The organism is Mycolicibacter heraklionensis, from assembly GCF_001021505.1.
Classification (GTDB): Bacteria; Actinomycetota; Actinomycetes; order Mycobacteriales; family Mycobacteriaceae; genus Mycobacterium; species Mycobacterium heraklionense.
The window spans coordinates 1-1,321 of sequence record NZ_LDPO01000059.1; the positions used below are offsets into that span (position 1 = coordinate 1).

Sequence of the window (1,321 nt, forward strand, 5' to 3'; positions counted from 1 at the left end):
GTGTGTGAGTTCACGACATAGGTGACAGATGAGTCGCGACATGGGTGACACCTGCATCGGTGGCTGCTGAGTCGCGTCATAGGTGACAGTCATGGGTCATGTCCAAAGCGCGCGTGGCCGTCCTAGAAGTCCTCAGCGGAAACCTGTCGGTGACTGCTGCAGCCCGCACCTACGGGCTATCGCGCCAACACCTCTACCGGCTGCTGACCCGCTACCGAACCGGTGGCCTTGATGCGCTCGAACCCCGCTCGCGGCGCCCCGCCAGCAACCCCCGCGCCACCGATGATGACGTCATCGCCGCAGTCGTGCTGCTCCGCGAAACACTCACCGCCGAAGGCCTCGACGCCGGCCCCATCACGATCCAAAACCACTTGATCCGCCAAGGCCTACCGGTGCCGTCGACTTCCACCATCCGGCGCATCCTGCACCACCACGGCCTGATCACCCCCCAGCCCCGCAAACGGCCCCGCAGCTCCTATCACCGCTTCGCCGCCGACCAACCCAACGAGTGCTGGCAATCCGATTTCACCCACTGGTCCCTGGCTGATGGCACCGACACCGAAATCCTCAACTGGCTCGACGACCACTCCCGCTACCTGCTGTCGTGCACCGCCCACCGCCGCGTCGCAGGACCCGACGTCGTGGCCACCTTCACCGCCACCAGCCTCGAATTCGGGCTGCCCGCAGCCACACTCACCGACAACGGCAGTGTTTATACCTCTCGATTCACCGGCGGCCACAACGACTTCGAACGACTCCTAGCCGCCCTAGGCATCACCCAGAAAAACGGGCACCCCGGCCACCCCCAAACCCAAGGAAAAATCGAGCGCTTCCACCAAACCCTCAAACGCTGGCTGGGCGCACGCCCCCACCCGCACACCCTGGCCGAACTCCAAGGTCTCCTCGATGCCTTCCAGGTCATCTACAACACCGAACGCGGCCACCGCGCCCACCCACAGCACCTCACCCCCGAACAGGCCTACCGCGCCCGTCCCAAAGCCACCCCCGGCAACCAACCCAGCACTGCCGTCCGGCTACGCACCGACGTCGTCGACCAGTTCGGCAAACTCACCCTGCGCCACGGCAGCCGCCTACATCACCTCGGCATCGGGCGCGCCCACGCCAGCACCCCCGTGCTGATCCTGGTTAACGCCACCACCGTCACCGTCATCAGCAAAACCGGCCACCACCTCATCGCCAGCCACCACATCGACCCGGACCGCAACTACTGGCCCAACAAACAGAAAAACCCCGGCAAAAGCCGGGGCAATCTGTAACCGATGACGCGACTCATGTGTAACCCATGACCCGACTCATCACA

The 1,321-nt window shown here is 64.5% G+C and carries 1 protein-coding gene; it reads left to right on the top strand.

Annotated elements, in window-relative coordinates:
* Positions 1–98 precede the first annotated feature (98 nt).
* Complete coding sequence (locus ABW16_RS23625) at positions 99–1,277, top strand: IS481 family transposase (protein WP_047321642.1); 1,179 nt, start codon at positions 99–101, stop codon at positions 1,275–1,277.
* The last annotated feature ends 44 nt before the right edge of the window (positions 1,278–1,321 follow it).